14 protein-coding genes are annotated in these 14,264 nt (G+C 65.4%); 8 read left to right on the top strand and 6 right to left on the bottom strand.

The window, feature by feature from the left end; genetic code table 11:
- Positions 1–16: 16 nt before the first annotated feature.
- Positions 17–850, bottom strand: coding sequence for a phosphodiesterase (locus C8N35_RS14400; protein WP_107990567.1), 834 nt, complete (start codon positions 848–850; stop codon positions 17–19).
- Between the two features lie 556 nt (positions 851–1,406).
- Between C8N35_RS14400 and C8N35_RS14405 the strand changes: the two genes are divergently transcribed.
- Genes C8N35_RS14405 through C8N35_RS14420 form a run of 4 tightly spaced genes read left to right on the top strand, consistent with a single transcriptional unit; the run spans position 1,407 to position 5,217 of the window.
- A complete protein-coding gene (locus C8N35_RS14405; RefSeq protein ID WP_107990568.1) occupies positions 1,407–3,122 on the top strand; it encodes an ArnT family glycosyltransferase in 1,716 nt (571 codons plus the stop codon).
- Positions 3,119–4,090 carry a phosphatase PAP2 family protein gene (locus C8N35_RS14410; protein ID WP_210203533.1) on the top strand — a complete coding sequence of 324 codons (972 nt, stop codon included), beginning with the start codon at positions 3,119–3,121 and terminating at the stop codon, positions 4,088–4,090. Before C8N35_RS14405 ends, C8N35_RS14410 begins: the two co-directional genes overlap by 4 nt.
- Complete coding sequence (locus C8N35_RS14415; RefSeq protein WP_245926795.1) at positions 4,080–4,889, top strand: glycosyltransferase family 2 protein; 810 nt, start codon at positions 4,080–4,082, stop codon at positions 4,887–4,889. Before C8N35_RS14410 ends, C8N35_RS14415 begins: the two co-directional genes overlap by 11 nt.
- Positions 4,879–5,217 carry a lipid-A-disaccharide synthase N-terminal domain-containing protein gene (locus C8N35_RS14420; RefSeq protein WP_107990571.1) on the top strand — a complete coding sequence of 113 codons (339 nt, stop codon included), beginning with the start codon at positions 4,879–4,881 and terminating at the stop codon, positions 5,215–5,217. The genes C8N35_RS14415 and C8N35_RS14420 overlap by 11 nt, the downstream gene beginning before the upstream one ends.
- Positions 5,218–5,417: 200 nt before the next feature.
- Here C8N35_RS14420 and hspQ read toward each other — a convergent pair whose 3' ends face one another.
- The 3 genes from hspQ to C8N35_RS14435 form a co-directional block, all read right to left on the bottom strand.
- Positions 5,418–5,750, bottom strand: coding sequence for a heat shock protein HspQ (gene hspQ / locus C8N35_RS14425; protein WP_428977114.1), 333 nt, complete (start codon positions 5,748–5,750; stop codon positions 5,418–5,420).
- Between the two features lie 159 nt (positions 5,751–5,909).
- The gene (locus tag C8N35_RS14430; RefSeq protein WP_107990401.1) at positions 5,910–6,950 is read right to left on the bottom strand and encodes an HpcH/HpaI aldolase/citrate lyase family protein; all 1,041 of its coding nucleotides are present in this window, start codon (positions 6,948–6,950) and stop codon (positions 5,910–5,912) included.
- A gap of 341 nt (positions 6,951–7,291) precedes the next feature.
- Positions 7,292–8,224 (bottom strand): lysophospholipid acyltransferase family protein, encoded by a 933-nt coding sequence (locus C8N35_RS14435; protein WP_210203534.1) that lies wholly within the window; start codon positions 8,222–8,224, stop codon positions 7,292–7,294.
- Between the two features lie 264 nt (positions 8,225–8,488).
- Between C8N35_RS14435 and C8N35_RS14440 the strand changes: the two genes are divergently transcribed.
- Complete coding sequence (locus tag C8N35_RS14440) at positions 8,489–9,439, top strand: AEC family transporter (RefSeq protein WP_107990403.1); 951 nt, start codon at positions 8,489–8,491, stop codon at positions 9,437–9,439.
- Positions 9,440–9,547: 108 nt separating this feature from the next.
- Here the strand turns inward: C8N35_RS14440 and C8N35_RS14445 are convergent, their stop codons facing one another.
- On the bottom strand, positions 9,548–9,745 hold the full coding sequence (locus C8N35_RS14445) for a DUF2842 domain-containing protein (protein WP_107990404.1): 198 nt from the start codon (positions 9,743–9,745) through the stop codon (positions 9,548–9,550).
- 224 nt (positions 9,746–9,969) lie between these two features.
- Here C8N35_RS14445 and C8N35_RS14450 point away from each other — a divergent pair, with 224 nt between their 5' ends.
- The 3 genes from C8N35_RS14450 (at position 9,970) to C8N35_RS23880 (ending at position 12,877) form a co-directional block, all read left to right on the top strand.
- Positions 9,970–11,055, top strand: a complete 1,086-nt coding sequence (locus C8N35_RS14450) for a COX15/CtaA family protein (RefSeq protein WP_107990405.1) — start codon at positions 9,970–9,972, stop codon at positions 11,053–11,055.
- Positions 11,056–11,208: 153 nt separating this feature from the next.
- Positions 11,209–12,558, top strand: coding sequence for a globin-coupled sensor protein (locus tag C8N35_RS14455; RefSeq protein WP_107990406.1), 1,350 nt, complete (start codon positions 11,209–11,211; stop codon positions 12,556–12,558).
- A 154-nt stretch (positions 12,559–12,712) separates the two neighbouring features.
- Complete coding sequence (locus C8N35_RS23880) at positions 12,713–12,877, top strand: hypothetical protein (protein ID WP_170122112.1); 165 nt, start codon at positions 12,713–12,715, stop codon at positions 12,875–12,877.
- Positions 12,878–12,881: 4 nt separating this feature from the next.
- Here C8N35_RS23880 and C8N35_RS14460 read toward each other — a convergent pair whose 3' ends face one another.
- Entirely contained in the window at positions 12,882–14,162 is a 1,281-nt protein-coding gene (locus tag C8N35_RS14460; protein ID WP_107990407.1) for an O-acetylhomoserine aminocarboxypropyltransferase, read from the bottom strand.
- Positions 14,163–14,264: the final 102 nt, after the last annotated feature.

The following is a 14,264-nucleotide window of genomic DNA, read 5'->3' on the forward strand; positions in this document are numbered from 1 at the left end:
GCCTTTCGGCCGTCCCTCAGTAGCCCGGCCAGCTGACGCCTTCGCCCGCCCAGAACGGATACGGACCATCGGCCTTTTCGATGTAGGCCGTGTGCGTCACCAGACCCGCCTCGGCACTCCAGTGATGGAGGTAATAGGCCGGCGGCTCGAAGTTGAACTGCGCCGGGGCGTCCTCATCGAAGGCCAGGACGACCTGGTGCGCGACGCCCGGGGCGATCGTGACGATCCGCCCCCCGCACGAGGCGACGATGCCGCGATGGTCGTGGCCGCAGATGATTCTCTCTACCTGCGAATGCTTGCGCACGATGTCGGCCAGGGCCGCGCCGTCGCGCAGATTGATCGCGTCCATGTGGCGGATGCCGGTGAGGACGGGGGGATGGTGAACCGCGATGAGCGTGGGAACCTCGGGCTCCGCGCCGAGCGTTTCGTCGAGCCAGGCGCATTGATCCGCACCGAGCGCCCCGTGCCCGGCCCCGGGAATGGAGGAATCCAGGGCGATCAGGCGCACGTCGCCGATGCGGGAGGCATAGCGGATGCGATCCGCCGGCCCCTGGTCGAGGCCCGGGTAGCCGGGAAACGTCGCCTTCAGGTGCGCCGAATCGTCATGGTTGCCGGAAAGCAGATAGACCGGCATCGGCAGGCGCGACAGGATTTCCCGGGCAACGGTGTATTCGCGCGGATCGCCCTGGTCGGCGATGTCGCCGGTCACGATGACGGCGTCGGGGGCGGGATCGAGCGCCATCAATGCCTGCACGGCCCGTTCGGCGAGCTTGTTCGTTTCGCTCACCCGGTAGCAGGCGAGACCACGCGGCTTCAGGTGCAGGTCGGAGATCTGGGCAATCAGGGTCATCTCGGTCTCTATCTTGGTCGAAAGAAGGTCCGGCATGCGCGGCGCGAAAGGCGTGCACAGAGGAGGCTGGGGCGGGAAGGCGGCACGTCATCATCGAGTTTGCATCATTCGCGGCGATGCGCCACCCGGTTAGGCCTCTCGCGTGACGGATGAATGACAGCTCGGCCGGGGAAAAACGGAAGTCGCGCACGGCGCAAGGGGGAGGGCCGGTGAAGCTCGGAATCGACCTTTGCCGCATCATCCTGTAGGAGAAACGCGTTCCGCCGCCATTGGCGGGCGACCTTTCATCCGGAGCCGGATTTTGAGCGATCCCGAAGAGCCCCGCCGCAGCGCGGACACGGCCAGCAGCGAAACGAAGCCTGGGCAGGGCGCACCTGAGGGCGCACCCGGGGGCGCGCATGCGCCCGCACCCGAACCGGGACAGGAAAGCGCGCCCGGATCCGGTCCTGACGCCGAAGCCGTTGCGGTCACGGACGCCGGCGCGGATATCGCGTCCGAATCCGATGCCGAACCTGACCCCGAATCTGGCCGCGAATCTGATCCGGGCGCCGCGCCGATGCCGGCCAACGACGACGCCGATGCGCCCGGCGCACCGCCGCCTTCCGCCGTTCCGCCGCGCTGGTTGCGCATCTTCGGCCATTCCGGCATCGCGCAGATCCTGCTCGTGATTGTCACGCTCGCCGCCTTCGTGCCGGGCTTCTGGAGCGTGCCGCCGCTCGATCGCGACGAACCGCGCTTCGCCCAGGCCTCCAGGCAGATGCTGGAGACGGGCAACTATTCCGACATCCGCTTCCAGGAAGAGACCCGCTACAAGAAGCCGGTCGGCATCTACTGGCTTCAGGTCGCCGCCGCCAAGGTGACCGGCTATGGCGCCGATGCGCCAATCTGGGTCTACCGGCTGCCGTCGATCGCCGGCGCCATTCTGGCGGCGCTCCTGACCTTCTGGGCCGCGCGCGCCTTCACCGGGCCGCCGCAGGCTTTTCTGGCAGCGCTTTTCGTCGCGCTGGCGCTCGTCGTCGGTGTGGAGGCACGTCTTGCCAAGACCGACGCGATGCTGTTTGCGACCATCGTCGCGAGCCAGGGGGCGCTGGCGCGGATGTGGCTGTCGGGCAAGGCGAAGCAGCCGCTGCGCCTCGTTCTCACCTTCTGGATCGCGCTGGGGCTCGGCATCCTGATCAAGGGGCCGGTCGCGCCGATGGTGGTGGGACTGACGATCGCGGCGCTTGTGACGATGAACCGGCGCGGGCGCTGGCTGGCATCGCTGCGCCCGCTTCTCGGGCTTGGTATTCTCGTCGTTCTGGTCGCGCCGTGGTTCATCGCCATCGGCATCGCCACAAAGGGGGCCTTCTTTCAGGAGGCGCTGGGCCGCGACCTGATCGGCAAGCTGGGACAGGGACAGGAGAGCCATGGCGCGCCGCCCCTGACCCATCTCGCCGTCATGTTCGGCACGTTCTGGCCGATGCCGGCCTTTCTGCTGGCGGCGATCGCGTCAGCCATCCGCAATCGCCGTGCCGCGATCGTTCAGTTCTGCGTCGCCTGGGTGGTGCCGAGCTGGATCGTCTTCGAACTGGTCGCCACCAAGCTGCCGCACTACACGATGCCGCTTCTGCCGGGCCTCGCCATCCTGACGGCCTTTGGCCTGGTGACGACGGCGGATGCCGCGCCGCGCAAATGGCTCGTGTGGATCATGGCGCTCGTGCTGGCGATCGTGCCGGTAGTGTTCGCGGTGGCCTCCATCGCCGGGCCGCTCATGCTTTCGGTGAGCCCGTCGCCTCCGGGCGTGGTGCTGTGCGTCTTTGCCGCGGTGGTTGCCATCTACGCCGTCCGCAAGCTGATTGCGGGGCCGGTGATCAATGCGGTGCCGCGCGTCGTCCTGACGGCACTTCTGCTTTATGCGGGCGTGTGGGGCTTCGTCATGCCGTCGCTGAGCCCGATCTGGGTAAGCCCGCGCCTGGCGGAGGCCGCGGATGGGGCATCGGGCTGCGCGAAGGCCGAGATTTTCTCCGTCGGCTTCAATGAGCCGAGCTTCATCTTCCTGACGGCGACCGACACCCGGCTTGGCAGCGCGCAGGAGGCGGCGACATGGATCTCCGGCGCGGGCGCGTTGCCCGATTGCCGGGTCGTTGCGGTGGAAAGCCGGTATGAAGGCGATTTCCTGGCCAAGGCGAAAGCGCTAGGGGTGGCGCTCGCCTTGTCGTCTCGGGTAGAGGGGGTGAACATCAACGGCGGTCGCAAGCTGGATATCGCCGTTTACAAGCGGACGAACCAGTGAACGACAAGAAACAGGACGGCAGTTTTGGCCGGATCACCGACGGCGAGACGATGACAGGGCTGCGGGCACGGCTTTCGCGTGCCGGCCGGCGCATGCGCGCCAACGCGAAACTGCTGAAGGCCAACCTTCGGCGGCGGCATCCGCGTGCGGCCCGTGCGCACGATCCGTTGCCCCCCGGCCACAGGCCGCAGGACCTGCTCGCCATCCTGTTGCTGAGCGTCGGCATCGCCGTGATCGCGCTGGACCGGGCCTCCTATCCCTGGATCCATTCGCTGCCGCGCGATTACACCGAGTTCTTCCGCACCATCACCGATATCGGCAAGTCGCACTGGATGCTTTGGACGACGGGGCTTTTCCTTGTCCTCACCATGGCTCTGGACTGGCGTCACGTCGCCTGGCGCACGCGCGCCTCGCTGACGCTGATCTGGACCTATTGCGCCTTCATCTTCTTCTCGATCGCCGCAAGCGGGGTGATCGCGCTGGTCCTGAAATGGTGCCTCGGCCGGCCTCGGCCAAAGCTGTTCGAGACCGTGGGGCCCCTCGGCTTCGACTTCCTCGCCTTCAACATCTCCTACACGAGCTTCCCGTCAGGCCACGCGACCTCGGTCGCCGCGCTTGCCGCTTCGCTGTGTCTGATCTTCCCCGCCTGGCTCTGGCTGATCGCGGTGTGCGGCTTCTGGCTGATCTTCTCGCGCATCATGGTCGGCGCGCATTATCCTTCGGACGTGATCGCCGGCACGCTGCTTGGTGTGTCCGTCACGCTGTGGACGGCGCGCTACATGGCCGTCCGCCACCTTGGTTTCGCCATCGTGCCGGGCAAGGGAATACGCCCGATCGCCGGCGGCCGAACCCTTGCCCGGGCATTTTCAACCCTTGGCCGCTCCCTCGTTCATGCGCGCCTCTTCGGAGGCGAACGGCTTGAACCCGTCCGGCCGAACGACAACGAGACACAATCCGATGACCGATAAAGCGATGCCCGCATCGGCTCCCGAATTGGCCGGCGAGACGTCCTCGCGGCAAGCTTGCGGCCTTGATGCCCCCGCCGTTACGGTCGTCATCCCGGCAAAGGACGAGATCGGCAACCTGCCGGGCCTGATCCAGGAAATCAGCACCGCTCTTTCGGGCCGCACCTTCGAGGTGATCGCCATTGACGACGGCTCGTCGGACGGCACCGACCGGATGCTGGCCGAGATGCGCGCCACATCGCCGTGGCTGCGCCCGGTGCGCCATGCCTTCGCCTGCGGCCAGAGCTGCGCGGTGCGCACGGGCCTGCTGCATGCGCGCGGCGATATCGTCGTGACCATCGACGGCGACGGCCAGAACGACCCGGCCTACATCCCCGCGCTGGTCGACGCGCTCGATGCCGCCGGGCCGGCCGTGGCGCTTGCCGCCGGCCAGCGGGTGGGGCGCAAGGCCTCCGCCTTCAAGCGGTTCGCCTCGAAGTTCGCCAACAGGCTGCGCGGCGCGATCTTGAAGGACAACACCCGGGATTCGGGGTGCGGGCTGAAGGCGGTTCGCCGCGAGGTGTTCCTGCGGCTTCCCTATTTCGACAGCTGGCACCGCTTTCTGCCGGCGCTGGTGATGCGCGAGGGCTACGGCATCGTTCATGTCGACGTCGTCGACCGCGAACGCCGTCACGGCGCCTCGAAATACGGCGTGTTCGACCGCGCGCTGATCGGCATTCTGGACCTTTTCGGCGTGTGGTGGCTGCGCCGGCGCCGCAAGGCGGTGCCCATCGTTTCGGAGATTGCGCAAGATGGTGAGTGAGGGATGGCTCGACGGCCTGGCGCAGTGGGCGCATCAGGTCTTCGTTCTGCAGTTCGATGTGTGGGTGCTTCTGGGCTTCATCGCCCAGGCGATGTTCATGATGCGCTTCGTGGTGCAGTGGATCGCGTCCGAACGCGTCGGTCGCTCGATCGTGCCGGTGGCCTTCTGGTTCTTCTCGGTGGCCGGCGGCTTCCTGCTGCTGGTCTATTCGCTGATCCGCAAGGACCCGGTCTTCATCGCCGGTCAGGCGCTGGGCCTGATCATCTATTTCCGCAACATCTACTTCATCTTCCGCGAAAAGAAGGAAGCGCTGCCGCCGCAAGAGTGAGCGCCCCGCGTTCGTTGCAGGGGTGCGCAGGACTTGCCGCGTCCGCCCCCTCTGCCATGGGGAGAGGGCCGGGGTGAGGGGTGTTGAATGCGCCGCATCCACGAGACGTCGCGCCCCATGCGATCCATCCGCGCGATCTCCCGTTCAGAGGGAGGTGAACAAAGGCGGATGAGCCCGATGGCCTTGCCGTCGAAGTCTCTCTAGTGGATTTCCACGTCGCGGGCGTGGTAGCTGCCGTCTTCGAGGACGTCGAAGAACTCGTCGATCTGCGGGTGGCGGACCGGTTCGCCGGTGTCGTCGCAGACCAGGTTCTGCTCCGAGACATAGGCGATGTACTCGCTCTCCTCGTTTTCCGCGAGGAGATGGTAGAACGGCTGGTCCTTGCGCGGGCGGATGTCTTCCGGGATCGCATCGTACCAGTCGTCGGTATTGTCGAATGTCGGGTCGACGTCGAAGATCACGCCACGAAACGGGTAGACCCGGTGGCGCACGACCTGGCCGATCCTGTATTTGGCCGATCGGATCCTCTCAATCAAATCGTTGTCTCCGCGCGTGATGAAACGCCCGCCAGCGGCCTCTCCGGAGGCCGCCAGCCGGTCTGGAATGTCTCTGGTCTTCATTGGGCGCCTTACAAGGCACGCTTGCGGTTGAGTGTCAAGTGACAGTCATCGCAAGCGGCCCGGCTCAACGCCTCAAAATCCGTAACGTTCCGCCATTTCAGCGTCCTTGTCGGCGACGCGCCGGGCGAGATCGACGATCACCTTCGCCTGTTTCCAGGTCGCGTCGTCCTGCATCTTGCCGTCGATCATCACCGCGCCGGTGCCGTCGGGCATCGCCTTGAGGATCTTCCTCGCGAAGGCGACCTCGTCGGGGTCGGGCGAAAAGACCCGCTTGGCGATCTCGATCTGCGAGGGGTGCAGCGACCACGCGCCGACACAGCCCATCAGGAAGGCGTTGCGGAACTGCGCCTCGCAGGCCGCGGTATCGGAGAAATCGCCGAAGGGGCCGTAGAAGGCGCGGATACCGGCCGACATGCAGGCATCCACCATCTTGGCGACGGTGTAGTGCCAAAGATCCTGCTGGAACGCCGCGCGCGGCGCATCGCCATGCGGATCGGCAAGCACCGCGTAATCGGGATGGCCGCCGCCGACGCGCGTCGTCTTCATGCCGCGCGAGGCGGCGAGGTCGGCGGGCCCCAGGCTCATGCCGTGCATGCGCGGCGAGGCGGTGGCGATCGCCTCCACGTTCTTCACGCCCTCGGCCGTCTCCAGGATCGCGTGGATGAGGATCGGTTTGGTGATGCCGTTCCTTGCTTCAAGCTGGGCCAGAAGCTGGTCGAGATAGTGGATGTCCCACTGACCCTCGACCTTCGGCAGCATGACGACGTCGAGCTTGTCGCCGGCCGCCGGCACGATCTGCATGATGTCGTCCAGAAACCACGGGCTGTTGAGGCAGTTGACCCGCGTCCACAGACCGGTGGCACCGAAATCGTTCGCCTTCGCCATCTCGATGAAGCCGTCGCGCGCCGCCGTCTTGGCGTCTGCGGGAATGGCGTCCTCCAGATTGCCGAGCACCACATCCACCCTGGAGATGAGATCCGGCACCTTGGCGCGCATCTTCTCCACGTGTGGCGGTACGAAATGGATCATCCGTTCCAGCGTGACGGGCAGCTCGCGATAGGGCGCGGGCGCTCCGATGGCGAGCGGCTGGTAGAAGGCGCGCGGTGTCTTCATACGATTGGTTCCTCCCTCAAATTCCCCGAGTTTGCCGTATCGTATAGCGCTTTTTGTGCAGGGCACAAATGCGGCGAAAGGCGAGGGGAGGAAGATGGTGGCTGGCGGGTGGCCCATTGCGGAAACGGGCACGCTTGCGGCGCTGCGCCGCAGTCGGTCCCTGGTCGGATGTTCCTGCTTGCTCTCGTCATCCAGCCCCCGAGCCGGGGTCCATCCCGTGATCTGTCAACACGATTGAAGAGTGATCCGTATGCCGGCTTGTCCTCCCGCTTGCCGAAACATCACGGCATGGATTGCCGGGGCCGGTGCCGGCAATGATGGGGAGTGTGTGAGGCAACCCGTCACTGGGACGCTGGCTTCCGCTTCTTCTTCGGCATCACCCATTTGCGGTGGATCCACATCCATTGCTCGGGATGCTCGCGGATCCAGCTCTCGAAGACGGCATGGATGCGGGCCGTGCCTTCCTGGATATCGGCCTGCCGATCGCCCTCGCGCGGAAGCTCCAGCACGCGCGCCTCGAAATGGAAATGCGCGCCGTCCCTGCGAATCGTGCGGCAGATGATCAGCGGCACGCCATAGGTGCGCGCGACCATGACGGGGAACGGATTGGCCGTCGCCGGGTGGCCGAAGAAGGGCACCGTCACGCCACGCACGTCGCGAAGATCGGCCAGAAAGGCGATCGCGCCGCCGCTGCGGACATGCTGGATCAGCCGGCGCGCGGTGCTGTGGCTCTTGGCGTGCAGTCCGCCGGGAAAATAGCGCTGCCGCATATCCGTCAGATAGGCATCGGCATAGGGGTTTTTCAGCGCCTGATAGACGCCGGCGGTATCAAGGCCGACATAACGCGCCGGTTCCGCGATGATTTCCCAGTTCCCGGTGTGGAGCGAGACGACGACGGCCGCTCCGCCGTTTTTCTCCACGAAGGCGCGCGCGTCCTCCACGTCGAACGTGTAGCGCGAGGGCTGGGCATGGAGGCGGTCGAGCTGGAAGGTCTCCGCCGCGATCCGGCCGAGATTTTCCCACATAGCGCGTGCCAGCCTTTCGCGCTCGGCCGGCGGCATGTCGGGATAGGCGAGGGCGATATGCTCCAGCGCATGGGCGTGGCGTTTCGTTTTCGGCGCGATCAGCCGCCAGGCCTTGCCCATTGCCCGCGAGGCCATGTCCACGGGCATCAGGCGGATCAGCCCCGCGACCAGCCGCAACACGACGTATTCGCCCGCATAACGCAGTTTCATGAGGGGGGAGAGATTATGCCGGGCCATGTCGTCTTTCATGCGGCCCGTTCTCGTGCGGGCCTGTCGTTCAATTGACCTAACGGAATGAAACCGCTAGAGCATATTACGATCAGATTGAATCAAACTGATCGACACGAATATGCTCAAGGCATTGATCTTGAGCGGTTTCTTGTCGCTCAGGCGGTTCCGCCCGAGCGGAGAGCGCTCTAGGCAATTCTGGATACCCCGAGCCGGCCAGACGACGCAACCGGCACCGCCCCAACCCGGCTCCTGTCCCCGCCGCGCCACCGGACCGATCCACGCATGCAGGACGTCATATCCCTCGCCTTGCCGTTCTTCGGCTTGATCTTTCTCGGCTATTTTTCCGGCAAGATCCGCTCCATTCCCGCCGCCGGTCTCGACTGGATGAACTTCTTCATCCTCTATCTGGCCTTGCCGGCGCTGTTCTTCCAGCTTCTGGCAAAGACGCCGATTCAGGAACTGGCCAATCTGGCCTTTGTCGCCACCACCACCTTTTCCACCTATTGCGCCTTCGCGCTGGCCTTCTGCTTCGGCATCGTCAAGACCGGCCGCATCGGCGAGGCGACCATCCAGGGCATGGCCGGCGCCTATTCCAACATCGGATATATGGGGCCGGGCATCACGCTTGCCACGCTGGGGGCGGCGGCGGCGGTGCCCACGGCGTTGATCTTCTGTTTCGACAACATCCTGCTGTTCACCCTGCTGCCGCTGCTGATGGCGCTGGGCGGCACGGAGAAGGTCGGATTTCGCAAGGCGGCCTTCGGCGTGATGCGCCAGATCGCGACGCATCCCTTCATCGTGGCGACCGTGCTCGGCGTCGCGGCGGCGGCGATCCAGTTCAAGCCGCCGGCGGCGCTGGACACGCTCCTGACCTTCCTGCGCTCGGCCGCCGCGCCCTGCGCCCTGTTCGCGCTCGGCGTCACCGTCGCGATCCGACCGCTGGGGCGCATTCCGGGCGAATTGCCGGTACTGCTCTTCATCAAGCTGATCGCGCACCCGATTCTCGTTCTCGTTCTGCTGAACTGGATCGGCGGGATAAGCCCGCTGTGGAAGGCGACCGCCGTGCTGATGGCCTGCCTGCCGCCGGCCGCCAACGTCTTCGTCATGGCGACGGCCTACCAGACCTACGTGCAGCGCGCCTCCGCCATCGTTTTGCTGGGAACGCTCGCCTCGGTGGTCACCGTGACGGGCTTTCTCTACGCGATCACCAACAACCTGCTGCCGGGCTTGTGAGGAGAATGGCTCTTTCGGTTGTCCATCCCGCGAAGCCGGAGAAGACAAGGGCAGGGCGGAGCGCCCGGCAGGGACCCGACAGGATCGCTATTCCCGTTCAGGCCCCCTTCAGCGGCGATACATCCACCAGATGATCGCGCCGGCCGGGACCGTCCACAGAAGTCCGGCGACAAGATAGTAGGCGATGCGGGTCAGCTCCGAGGCGTTCTGCATCGTCATGTCGCCGATAACGGCGGCGACGAAGGCGTAGACGACCACGAAGACGACCAGCACGATTGTGCCGAAGAGACGTTTGAGCGGCGGCATGAAAGGTCCTTGGCACGGGGCGGCAAACAGCGGGCGGGCTCGACATGAACCGTCCGGGACCCTGTTTAGCTGCCGTCAGGGGCGAAAGTCGAGGGGACGTTGGGCGGAGGCGGCATCTGACCGGGGAATGCGGCCCGTCATCCCCGTCTTGCCCCGCGGCGCGGTTCGGGCTAGGTCGAATTGCCCGGATACGAGGGCCGGGGGGAGAGGGAAAGCAAGAACCGATGAACGCCGAAACCACGTTGAACGGAACCCTGGAGACGTCATCGGCCGTGCGCGGTCGCAAGGGTGTGCGGCTGTGGCTCTATGCCATCGTCTTGCTGGTCTTCGCCATGGTGATGCTGGGCGGGGCGACGCGGCTCACCGATTCCGGCCTCTCCATCACCGAATGGAAGCCCATACACGGCGTCATCCCGCCGCTCAGCCAGTCCGACTGGGACGAGGAATTCGCCAAGTACAAGCTCTCGCCCCAATATGAGCGCGTCAACAAGGGCATGAGCCTCGGCGAATTCAAGAACATCTTCTGGTGGGAATGGGCGCACCGGTTCCTCGGTCGCTTCGTCGGGTTCGTCTTCTTCGTGCCGCTGGTGTTCTTCTGGGCAACCCGTCGTATCGAACCGTGGCTGAAGCCGCGCCTTGTCGTGCTGTTCGCCATGGGCGGTTTTCAGGGCGCGATTGGCTGGTGGATGGTCGCCTCCGGCCTCGTCGACCGCGTCGATGTCAGCCAGTACCGGCTCGCGGTTCACCTGACGTTCGCCTGCGGAATTCTTTCCTATGCGCTCTGGCTCGCGCAGCGCCTGTCGCCGGCCGACGCGGAGGTTGCCGCCCACGCGCCCCCCTCGGGACGCCGCCGGGCGTTCCTGCTGGTCGGGCTCGGATTCCTTCAGATTTTCCTGGGCGGACTGGTGGCGGGACTGCACGCGGGGCTGACCTACAACACCTGGCCGCTGATGGATGGCGACCTCGTGCCCTCCGGTCTGCTGATGATGCACCCGGGCTGGGTGAATTTCTTCGAGAACATCACCACCGTGCAGTTCCAGCACCGCTGCGGCGCCTACCTGCTGCTCGCGGTCGCGCTGTGGCACTGGTGGGCCATGCGCGGCAGCGCCGCCTCGCGACGGCTCAAATGGGGCGCCGCGCATGCGGTCTGGGCGATCCTCATACAGGCCATGCTCGGCATCACGACGCTGCTGCTGGTGGTGCCCTTCTGGTTCGCGCTCGCCCATCAGGCGCTCGCCGTTCTGGTCCTGATGTCGCTCGTTGTCCACGCCGCGCGGTTTTTCCCCGCCAACACGGCCCGCGGGATCTGACGGATCGGCCGCATGCCATATTTCGAATTTGTTCGAGAACCGGACGGCCGCGGCGGATATTCCGTCGCGGCTCCCGGCATTCTTAACAGTATTTTTATCTGAGCCTCCGTAGAAGTCCGGATATTTCAAACGCTGGTTTGGGAGGCCCGCAACGTGCTGAGAACAACAACAACCGATACCCTGGACATCGAGAACCGGTTGTCCTTCGCCTCCTTTTCGGCGCAAGACCGCCTGGCGCTGACGCAGGTCTGGCCGCAGGTCGAGGCGAAGATGCCGGGTGTGCTTGACCGGTTCTACGAGCATCTGGGGCAGTTCGACAAAACCCGCTCCATGGTCGGGCGGGACACGAGCGGGCTGAAGTCGGCGCAGATGCGGCACTGGAAACTGTTGTTCAACGCCCCCTTCGCGCAGGAACACGTCGCCAGTATCGTGCGCATCGGGCGGGCACACTACGGCATCGGCATGGAGCCGCGCTGGTACATTGCCGGCTATCAGCGGATCATGGTGGAACTGCTGTCGATCGTCGGCCGCTCCGGGTTTCTGCGCGCCAACCGTTCGGTGATGGCCAACCGGGCGATCATGCGTGCGATCATGCTCGATCTCGATCTGTCGCTCGCCGTCTACGAGCAGATGAACGCCGAGGCCCGTCAGGACCGCATGCGCCGGCGCGAGGAAGCAATCCATGTATTGGAGGGGGCGACGGAAACCTCGCTGTCGCGCATTGGCGACGTGATGCAGGCGATGCGGGAGATGGCGGGGACGCTCGGCCACGTGGCCACCGAGACCAAGACCATGGCCGACGGCGTGGGCAGCGAACTGGAACGCGCCAGCGAGGGGGTTTCGGCGAGTGCGCAGGCCTCCGACGATCTCACCCGGGCGGTCGCCTCGATCCGCGATCAGTCCGACAAGGCGACGCACCTTGCCGGCGACAGTCACGAGCGGGCGACGGCGACGCGCGCCACGGTGCACGACCTCGCCGATGCCGCCGACCGTATCGGTTCCGTGCTCTCGCTGATCAGCGATATCGCCGGCCAGACCAGCCTGCTGGCATTGAATGCCACCATCGAGGCGGCGCGCGCCGGGGAAGCTGGCCGGGGGTTTGCGGTCGTCGCGGTGGAGGTGAAGAAGCTCGCCGAGCAGACCTCGAGCGCCACGGAAGAAATCGCCGCCCAGATCGAGGCGATCCAGAAGTCGACGGCGCGCACGGTCGACGAGATCGAGGGCATCGTCACGTCCACTACCGAGATTACCGGCATTTCAGGCGAGATCGGCACGTCGATCGCCGGCAACATGCTGGCGATAGGCGATATTTCGGCGAACATGCAGACAACGGCGGCCGCCACCCAACGTGTCGCGGGCAATCTCGGCGAGCTGCGCAACGTCGCGGGCGAGACGCTTGCGGCAAGTGAGGGCGTCGGCGGTTCGGTCGACACGGTCGGCGGTGAGCTTGAGGCGCTGCGCAAGGAAATCGGCGCGTTCTTCGACCGCATCCGGGCGGCGTGAGCGTGGGGGCGGGCTTCCCTGTTCGCGCGTCATTGCACGCTCCGATCGCTCCTGTCCGGTTTGGATCAGCGAGTGGGGTGCGAATGCTTGATCGGTCTTGGAAAACTTGATCCAAAGCCACCGTGGACACGGATGACGCTGGAGAGTTCCGTGAATGAAGCACGATATGAAACCGGACCGCAGCGGCTGCGACCGGGCAAATGACAGGGGGCGAGAGCTGATTGTGGAGCTCTGTCGCCAAACCCCGCCGGCGATGGTCCTGTTCCATGCCGGCATGCGGACGGTGAGCCCGCACGCCGTCTCGTATTTCGCGCAGTGACGGTTCAGGCGGTCAGCGCCTGATCGATATCGGCGATGATGTCGTCCACGTCTTCCAGGCCGATTGACAGGCGCACCACCTCGGGGCCGGCGCCGGCGGCGACCTTCTGCTCGTCGGAGAGCTGGCGGTGGGTGGTGGAGGCGGGGTGGATCACCAGCGAGCGGGTGTCGCCGATATTGGCGAGATGCGACAGCAGCTGGAGGTTGGAGACGAATTTCACGCCCGCGTCATAGCCGTCCTTGATGCCGAAGGTCAGCACCGCGCCGGCGCCCTTGGGCGCGTATTTCTTCATCAGTTCGTGGCTGGGGCTGCTCTCCAGACCCGCATAAGAGACCCACGACACCTGCGGGTGCTTCTCGAGCCAGCTGGCGACGGCCAGCGCGTTGTCGCAATGGCGCTGCATGCGCAGCGGCAGGGTCTCGATACCCGTCAGGATCATGAACGAGTTGAACGGCGAGAGCACCGGGCCAAGATCGCGCAGCGACAGCGCCCGCATGGCGATGGCGAAGGCGAAGTTGCCGAAGGTCTCGTGCAGCACCATGCCGTTGTACTCGGGCCGCGGCTTGGAGAGCATCGGGTAGCGATCATCGGCCGACCAGTCGAACGAGCCGCCGTCAACGATCACGCCACCCATGGAATTGCCGTGGCCGCCCATGAACTTGGTCAGCGAATGGACGACAATGTCGGCGCCGTGCTCGATCGGCCGGCACAGGTAGGGCGAGGCGAGCGTGTTGTCGACGATGAGCGGCACCCGCGCCTTCCTGGCGATAGCCGCGATGGCCGCGATGTCGGTGACGATACCGCCGGGATTGGCGATCGATTCGATGAAGATCGCCTTGGTCTTGGGCGAGAGCGCCTTCTCGAATGACGAGATGTCGTCCGGATCTGCCCATTTCACGTTCCAGCCGAAATTCTCGAAGGAATGGCCAAACTGGTTGATGGAGCCGCCGTAAAGCTTTGTGGACGCGACGAACTCATCGCCCGGCTGCATCAGGCCATGAAAGACCATCAGCTGCGCCGCGTGGCCGGAGGCGACCGCCAAAGCCGCCGTGCCGCCTTCCAGCGCGGCGACGCGCTCTTCCAGCACGGCCGTCGTGGGGTTGGTGATGCGGGTGTAGATGTTGCCAAAGGCCTGCAGGCCGAACAGCGAGGCCGCATGGTCGGCATCGTCGAACACGTAGGACGTCGTCTGGTAGATCGGTGTTGCGCGCGCGCCGGTCGCCGGATCGGGCTGGGCGCCGGCATGGATGGAGAGCGTGGAAAATCCCGGAGTCCTGTCGGTCATGAAAGGTCGTTTTCCTTGTCGTTGTTCCCGCCGCGCCCGGTCTGCCCGGTCGTTCTTGCGGATCGTTGAATGTCAATCGGCGACAAAAATGCCGCTTCCTCG

This window comes from Breoghania corrubedonensis, from assembly GCF_003053845.1.
Lineage (GTDB): Bacteria > Pseudomonadota > Alphaproteobacteria > Rhizobiales > Stappiaceae > Breoghania > Breoghania corrubedonensis.